Origin of the sequence: Snodgrassella alvi, from assembly GCF_002777425.1 — a bacterium.
In the GTDB taxonomy this organism is placed as follows: Bacteria; Pseudomonadota; Gammaproteobacteria; order Burkholderiales; family Neisseriaceae; genus Snodgrassella; species Snodgrassella alvi_B.
This window is the reverse complement of record NZ_MDVC01000089.1, coordinates 36,736-44,449: the sequence shown is the minus strand read 5'-3', so window position 1 is coordinate 44,449 and position 7,714 is coordinate 36,736. Positions and strand designations below refer to the sequence as shown.

7 protein-coding genes are annotated in these 7,714 nt (G+C 44.4%); 3 read left to right on the top strand and 4 right to left on the bottom strand.

Going from position 1 to position 7,714, the window contains the following annotated elements:
• Together BGI33_RS07980 and BGI33_RS07975 are read left to right on the top strand one after the other, a co-directional pair.
• Positions 1-1,298, top strand: a 1,298-nt coding sequence (locus BGI33_RS07980; protein ID WP_144235406.1) for an RHS repeat domain-containing protein, incomplete at its 5' end; no start/stop codon positions are given.
• Between the two features lie 4 nt (positions 1,299-1,302).
• Positions 1,303-1,680, top strand: a complete 378-nt coding sequence (locus BGI33_RS07975; protein WP_100090685.1) for a hypothetical protein — start codon at positions 1,303-1,305, stop codon at positions 1,678-1,680.
• Positions 1,681-2,164: 484 nt separating this feature from the next.
• Here BGI33_RS07975 and BGI33_RS07970 read toward each other — a convergent pair whose 3' ends face one another.
• The 4 genes from BGI33_RS07970 to BGI33_RS07955 all read right to left on the bottom strand — a co-directional run bounded on the left by BGI33_RS07970 (position 2,165) and on the right by BGI33_RS07955 (position 5,449).
• Positions 2,165-2,809 (bottom strand): lysophospholipid acyltransferase family protein, encoded by a 645-nt coding sequence (locus BGI33_RS07970; RefSeq protein WP_100090684.1) that lies wholly within the window; start codon positions 2,807-2,809, stop codon positions 2,165-2,167.
• A 3-nt stretch (positions 2,810-2,812) separates the two neighbouring features.
• Positions 2,813-3,727: a phosphatidate cytidylyltransferase gene (locus BGI33_RS07965; protein ID WP_100090683.1), complete on the bottom strand. Its 915-nt coding sequence runs from the start codon at positions 3,725-3,727 to the stop codon at positions 2,813-2,815.
• A gap of 1 nt (position 3,728) precedes the next feature.
• Complete coding sequence (locus tag BGI33_RS07960; protein ID WP_100090682.1) at positions 3,729-4,328, bottom strand: CDP-alcohol phosphatidyltransferase family protein; 600 nt, start codon at positions 4,326-4,328, stop codon at positions 3,729-3,731.
• Between the two features lie 287 nt (positions 4,329-4,615).
• On the bottom strand, positions 4,616-5,449 hold the full coding sequence (locus BGI33_RS07955) for a MetQ/NlpA family ABC transporter substrate-binding protein (protein WP_100090681.1): 834 nt from the start codon (positions 5,447-5,449) through the stop codon (positions 4,616-4,618).
• A 132-nt stretch (positions 5,450-5,581) separates the two neighbouring features.
• On the opposite strand from BGI33_RS07955, the gene dinG reads away from it, so the two are divergent.
• Entirely contained in the window at positions 5,582-7,714 is a 2,133-nt protein-coding gene (dinG, locus tag BGI33_RS07950; protein WP_100090680.1) for an ATP-dependent DNA helicase DinG, read from the top strand.

Sequence of the window (7,714 nt, the reverse complement as noted above, 5' to 3'; positions counted from 1 at the left end):
TCAGCTACGATCAACTGGGTAACCTGCTGAGCGAAACCACCGCACAGGGCACCCTCAGCCACCAGTACGACCCACTGGGCAATCGCATCGCCACCACCCTGCCGGATGGGCGCACCATCAACAACCTCTATTACGGCTCCGGCCACCTGCACCAGATAAACATCGACGGCCACATCATCAGCGATATCGAACGCGACAACCTGCACCGCGAAGTATTACGCACTCAGGGACGCCTGAACACCCAGTTCAAATACGACCGCAACAGCCGGCTGCAACGCAAACAGATACAGCGCAATCAGAACCCCATCCTGCCCGATATCCTGCTCGAACGCAGCTACCAGTACGACAACCTAGACCGACTGGTAAGCAAAAAACACAGCAAACACGGCCAGACCGATTACCGCTATGATCACACCGGCAGAATCGAAGGCTGTCGCAACCAGAGATACTGGGAAACCCTGCAATACGATGCCGCAGCCAACCTGCTGGACAGCAAATACAGAGAAGACTACAGCAACCACAACCTGATTCGCTGTAACCAGCTCCTGCATTTCAGAGGGCACCACTACCGCTACGACGAGCACGGCAGAACTGCCAGTAAACAGATCACCGGTGCTACCCAGCATTACCACTACGATGCCGAACACCGTCTGAGCGAAGTACGCATCGAACAGCTCAACAAAACGGAACGATACCGCTACCTCTACGACGCCCTTGGCAGACGCATCGAAAAACAAAAGTTAAACCGCGAAGGCAAACCTTACAATCGTACCCGCTTCCTGTGGGACGGGTTAAGAATGATTCAGGAAACCGGTCCGAATCACCCTACCAGCCTATATATCTACACAGACCAGAACAGCTACGAACCACTGGCACGGATAGATAAACGAAGTAATGAGCCAGAAAGGGTCATGTACTTCCACACCGACCTGAATGGCTGCCCAGAAGAACTAACCGATGCAAACGGTAAAATACTTTGGGAATGTAGCTTTCAGTTATGGGGTAAACGGATTCATGAAATCGAACACGAACCCATAGAGCAGAATCTCAGATATCAGGGACAATATTTAGACAGAGAAACCGGCTTACATTACAATACGTTCAGGTACTATGACTCGGATATAGGTAGATTTACTCAGCCAGATCCGATTGGGCTGCTGGGTGGGTTTAATCTGCATCAGTATGCATCTAATTCTCTAACGTGGATTGATCCATTAGGATTAGCACCATGTGCTAAAGTAAGTAAGTTTGATCGTATAAAAAATGGCAAAGTCTATAAATTATTAGGATACCATTGAAAAAATGAAAATTACTTTAAAAGGCAAAATAGACGAAAATTTAGTGAAGTTCGAATCTGATTTAGGTTATGGTGTCGCTATTTGGGGAAATAATAAGCCATTATTAAATACTTCTTATAATATTGAATTAGAAATTGATGATTTTTTTGAATGGGGTAAAAATATAACTCTTGAAAAAAATCACGAGTTTAGCATTAATTTCATTAATAACAATATGATTTTTAAAGCTAAAGTGATATCTTGTGAAGATGGTGGTATTTTGGTTTTGTCACTTGGAAAAGATATTATTTTTATAGAAACATCTGATACATGTGTAATAGATAGCTATATATCATTTTTTACAACTCCCGATAACGTCATGTTATACCCAATAGAGCTGTGAGATTTAAATTCAGGGTACTATAAACTAGTTTTTCTATTCATCCCAGCATACTTTACCTGGCTTGACCAATCATATGGAGTGGCAATACATTTTCAGACAACAAGTTGCAACTATTTTTTGCCATATATATTTTTTAGTTTTAAGGTTTTTAAATATTGTTTCTCCCTCGCTTATGTTTCCTTTAGTTTATCATCTGCTTTAGTTGACTTTGTATCTAAAAGCAGTATTTTAATTATTTTATAATTGATTTTATATCTGTTAAATGCAAAATAATAAATAAATTTATGTGTTGTATTTAAGCTATTTTGTAAATGAATTGATGCTAGAGATAATGAAAAAGCACTTGTTGGTTTATGGATGGTGGAAAGTGTAGAAGTGGTTGTCTCGGTACTCACCTTAGCTTGAAAACTGAGGGAATAGGAGTCGGTAAAATAATTCTTGTTTATCACTGGTATGAAAAATACTTTCTTCTGCTTGGCGTTGTTCAGTCATTGGAGTCTCTTTTTTTATATAGCGGACGCAATGCTAGTAAATTGTTTAATAATTTAGCCTTGAATTGTTCTTTGTCGGGGTGGTAGTACATGGGGCGGCCAATGTTGACATCGATAAACAGGGGTAAGGGGATGCGATTGCCTTTTGCCATAATCTGTTCAGTGCCTTGTAGCCACACTGGAATAATCGGTACATCGGGCATGGCGGCACTTAGATACCATAAGCCTGATTTTAATGGCTGCATTTTCCCTGGCTCACCACGTGAACCTTCTGGAAAAAGAATAAGAATTTTATTTTTGCGTAAAGCTTCTTCGCAGCCTTGCAGGGGATTGCCCTGACCACTATTCTGTCGGGTTACTGGAATAATATTCAGGATGTTGAGTGCAAACCAGGCCATCCATTTATTACTGAGAAAGTAATCAGCTGCTGCCGCAGGATGAATGTGGCGTTGTTGTAAGGGTGAATAGAGTGACATCAACGCAAAAACATCCATGTGACTATTGTGGTTGGCAACAATGATGGCTGGACCCTGTTTGGGCAAGTTGTGGTGTTGGTGAATACGTAAACCCATCCATAAACGCATAACCGGCCATACTATGCATAAGGCAAATATTGGTTTGAGTAATGATTTCAGCATGGTTTAGTAATAGAAATAACGAATAAAGTGAAAAAATACGGGTGCGGTAAAAATCAGTGAATCCAGACGGTCGAGGATGCCTCCATGTCCGGGTAACAGTGTACCGCTGTCTTTAATACCGATATCCCGTTTGATTGCAGACATGACGATATCGCCACAGAAACCGCTTACGCTGATAATCAGGCCGGCCAGTAAGGCCATACCCCAGGTTAGCGAAGTGAGTAGCGGGCCTAATAGCATGGCGGCAATGGTGGTGCTGCCAATTCCACCAAGTAAGCCGGCCAGTGTTTTATTCGGACTGACTTTAGGGGTGATTTTAATTCTGCCCAGAGATTTGCCCCACAGATATTGAGTAATATCGTTGAATTCGGTTAAACCCACCAGAAACAGTACCAGCAGTGCACCAGTTTGTTGATTATCGTTGGGTAGCACTAAGAGAAAAGCAACATGGCTAAAAGTAAATACAGTGGTCATCAACCCCCATTGTAGCTGAGAGACAGTGCGCAGAAAGTGTCTGGTATCTCCGGCAATCACCATGCGTGCAGGTAAGAACAGGAACATATATACGGGAATAAATACGATAAACAGCCCATACCAATCGATTCCGATTAACCAGTAATTAATTGGAATGGTGATAAACATCCATAAAATAGGCATCCGGTCGGCATGGCGGGCAGGTACCAATGTTAAATATTCTTTTAAGGCCATGAAGCTGACCAGCGCAAAAAAACTTAATCCGAGCCAGTGCGGGCTAATCAGTGCCAGAGAAAACAGGATGATAATAATCCACCACGTACGAATGCGTAATGTTAGTTCGTGCCAGTCTTTGTTCGGTTTCAGACATACCAGCAGTCCATTAATAACTGTTGCCAGCAATAACAGGCAGAAGATAACCAGTAAGGACTTTTGCAGCAGCATATTAGTGGCCTCCGGTTAAGGCACTACGGCAGCGGTTAATGCAAGTCCATAGCAGTAAGATGATAGACACACACCACAGTAGATTATTCCATGAGGTTAATTCAGGCCAGATGGCCAGCAGTAATGACCATGTGCCAAAAATCAGGGCGCGGTCACTTTTACCCATTGGGCCGGCATAGCTGCGAATCCCGTTAATCGTTTGGACGAGAATGCCACAAAATTCAGTGAGCACAGCGCAAAACAGCATAATCAGTACTACTGCAGTATTGCTACCCGATAATAGGATAAAGGGTAAATACAGGGCGATATCAGATAATACGTCACCCAGCTCATTTAAAACTGCACCAAGCCGGCTTTGCTGGTTGCATTCGCGTGCCAGCATACCATCCAGCGCATTGAGTGCCATGCGAATAAACAGGGTAATAGGTAGCAGCCAGAAAAGCCCGAGGTAGGGGAAAATGGCCAGTATGACACCAATAATGACTGAAAGGCCTATAGCGCCAAGGGTTACGTGGTTGGCGGTAATGCCCCTTCTGTATAGCCAGAACATAAGTGGACGTAAAAGTTTTTGAAAAGCAGGTTTGATTTTGTATAGAGTCATGCTTATGCAAGTATGTGGTGTAATTTTTCTATTATAAAATGTATTTAATATTGTTGTTATGTTATTTTTATTAAAGATATTTTGCTTTGGAAACGATTTGTCTGGTGATGCTGCTAATCGGTGATAAGAAATTTATATTATTTTGTAGCGGATATTTATTTTAGTATCTATGAGGCTGGTAGTTGAGAGGCAGACGTGGCCTTTGGGCTGTTACTGATATATAAACTGCCGGTAATACAGGAATAATATTACCGGCAGTTTTCAGAGTAATTGGGGGCTGAAATACTTTATTCTCCCTGTGGCATTACCCACATCTGATTTTGATTGTATTTCTGCATAAATTGTTTAAATTCTGGTGACTGATAGGCTGCTTTGAGGTCTTTTGCCCATTGCATGTCTTTGTTTTTTTCATTGATGGTAACCACCATTTCCATTTCCGGAACTACTTTTTCGCGTAAGACAGCTTTTTTCGGATCCAGTTTCGACTGATAAGCAATGCCACCGGAGGCAAAACCGAAATCTACTTCATTCAATGTGCGCGGAATCATCACGGAATCAATTTCCCTGATTTTCAGTTGTTTGGGATTGCTGGCAATATCTCTGGTAGTAGCTAGTATCGGATTGGTATTGGGTTTTAGCTGAATTAAATGGTTGTCGGTGAGGATGCGCAATGCACGGGAAGTATTGGCCGGGTCGCTGGGAATCAGCACGCTGGCGCCATTGGGAGCCTGCTGGATAGAAGTGTATTTATCTGAATAAATGGCGGCTGGAACTGTAGGAATATGTACCAGAGGATACAGGTGTGTGTTTTTTTCATGGTTAAAAACGTTAAGGTAAGCAGTGTGCTGATCGAGGTTAAAATCAACCTGACCATTATTAACTGATTGATTATTCACTTCCAGCGTGGAAAAATTCAGGGTTTTGATTGTGTAGCCCTGTTTTTCCAGAATGGGTTTGATACCTTGTTCAAAGACAGTGCTATAGGGCATGGCAGAAGCACCAAAAACCAGTTCTTTTTTTGTGGTTGGGGTAGTAGGTGCTGTGTCCTGCTGGGTTTTGGAGCAGGCAATCAGGCCTGTTACCACTAAACAGGATAAAACAAGATAGATAATTTTGTTCATAATGTACCTGCTGAAATTTAATATGGAATTTCAGTATATAATTGGAATGAGTCTGCAAATACACTGATTTTAAATAACTTTACTACTAAATAGAATAAGCATTTATGCCATTTGTCCTTTGCTTGAATAGTTATGCTCACTGATTTAGAAAAAAACGCCATACGCGAACATTACCAGAATATCGCTAAAAGTCTGCCCCATTTCCGGCCGCGTCAGGCTCAGCGGGAAATGATTGCAGCCATTGCCAATGCATTTTCGCGTACTCAGCAACAGCAGGCTGGTGAGGATGCACCGGAGCGCAATGGTGAGTCTATCGTTATAGTGGAAGGCCCAACGGGTGTCGGGAAAAGTCTGGCGTATTTACTGGCTGGTGGAATTATGGCGCAGACACGTGGCAAAATTCTGGTGGTTAGCAGTGCCACGGTGGCCTTACAGGAGCAGCTGGTGGGGCGGGATTTACCGTTTGTCGTCAGGCACAGTGGCTTGAGTCTGAGCTTTGCACTGGCAAAAGGGCGAGGACGTTATTTGTGTCCGTATAAACTGTATCAATTAACCCAATTAAACGCGCAGGATAGTTTGCAGGGGTTTGAACCACAACAGGAATTATGGGACAGAAAGCCGAAAGCTGAAGAATTAGCTGTATTGCGTGAGATGGCAGACCAGTTTGCTGCGCGTACTTTTAATGGCGACCGTGACACTTGGCCGGAACAGATGGATGAGAGCCTGTGGCAAAGGGTAACCAATGACCGCCATGGCTGCCTGAAAGCCGGCTGCCCTAATCGGCCGGAATGTCCGTTTTTTCTGGCACGGGAAACACTGGAAACGGTGAATGTAGTTGTGGCCAACCATGATTTGTTGTTAGCTGATATTGGTATGGGCGGGGGCGTGATTCTGCCATCACCAGCCAACAGCTTTTATTGCATTGATGAGGCTCATCATTTATCGCACAAGGCCTTGCAGCAGTTTGCTGCTGAACACAGCCTCAATCAGGCACTGTGGTTTTTGGACCGGATTGGTAATATTATTGATAAAGTGGCTGGTGTGCTGGATAAGAGTGAGCTGGCTGTAATGGCTACCGAGGCTGCATCCGGCTTGCAGGAAAGCTTGCAGGAGTGGTTGATTCATCTGGCTGATGAACCCAGTCTGGCTACACAGGAAGGCATCGAAGAAAGCAGCTGGCTGTGGCCGGATGGCACTATTCCGTCCAGCTTAAGTATGCTGGTAAACAATACAGCCATAGCGGCACGCATGTTGCTCAAGCACATAAACAGCATGAATGAAGCACTAGTGGCCGCACGGCGCGATAAAAATCAGGACAGCAGCCTGCTCGACCGGCTAAGTGGCGATTTGGGTATGTTGCTGGCGCGAACAGAGCAGGTAGTTGATGTATGGGATTTAATTTCTACTGAGAATGTAGAAGGTGAAGCACCACTGGCTAAATGGATTACGCGAACTTTTAAAGATAAAGTGGATTACAGTTTTAATGCCTCACCCATTACCAGTGCCAGCAAATTGGCCAGTGGTTTGTGGCGGCGTGCAGCCGGTGCCCTGCTTACTTCAGCAACGCTGCGCTCGCTGGGAACATTCGATTTACTGTTGAAGCAAACCGGCCTGAACTGGTTGCCGGATACCACCATGCTGGCACTGGATAGCCCGTTTCATTTTGCCGAACAGGGTGAACTGTATATACCGGCACTGGCCGCCAGTCCGAAAGATGCTGCTGCGCATACCAGTGAAATTGTCAAATGGCTGCCGAAACTGATTAATGAAAATGAAGCCATTGGTACTTTGGTGCTATTTTCTTCACGCCGACAAATGCAGGAAGTGGCATTGAAATTACCAGACAGTCATTTGCCGCTATTGTTGGTACAGGGGGAAATATCCAAACAGGTATTATTGCAGCGCCATCAGGAAGCCATTGCTGCCGGTAAGCCCAGTATCATTTTTGGGCTCGACAGTTTTGCCGAAGGGCTGGATTTGCCTGGTGAAATGTGTGTGCAAGTGATTATTGCCAAGCTGCCATTTGCCATGCCGGATAACCCGATTGAGAAAACCCGTAACCAGTGGATAGAAGCACGCGGCGGCAATCCATTCATGGAAATTACTGTGCCGGAAGCGAGTATCAAGCTGATACAGGCAGTAGGACGGCTGATTCGTACCGAAACAGATTACGGCCGGGTAACCATTCTGGATAACCGTATTCTGACAGCACGTTATGGCAAGCAGTTACTGGCGTGTTTGCCACCATTCAAACGCATCGGTTAG

What these genes read in the sequence shown, in the direction of transcription:
- BGI33_RS07955 (WP_100090681.1), bottom strand. Translation starts at nt 5,449, where the DNA reads ATGAACAAAATTATCTATCTTGTTTTATCCTGTTTAGTGGTAACAGGC.
- BGI33_RS07970 (WP_100090684.1), bottom strand. Translation starts at nt 2,809, where the DNA reads ATGCTGAAATCATTACTCAAACCAATATTTGCCTTATGCATAGTATGG.
- dinG (WP_100090680.1), top strand. Translation starts at nt 5,582, where the DNA reads ATGCTCACTGATTTAGAAAAAAACGCCATACGCGAACATTACCAGAAT.
- BGI33_RS07960 (WP_100090682.1), bottom strand. Translation starts at nt 4,328, where the DNA reads ATGACTCTATACAAAATCAAACCTGCTTTTCAAAAACTTTTACGTCCA.
- BGI33_RS07975 (WP_100090685.1), top strand. Translation starts at nt 1,303, where the DNA reads ATGAAAATTACTTTAAAAGGCAAAATAGACGAAAATTTAGTGAAGTTC.
- BGI33_RS07965 (WP_100090683.1), bottom strand. Translation starts at nt 3,727, where the DNA reads ATGCTGCTGCAAAAGTCCTTACTGGTTATCTTCTGCCTGTTATTGCTG.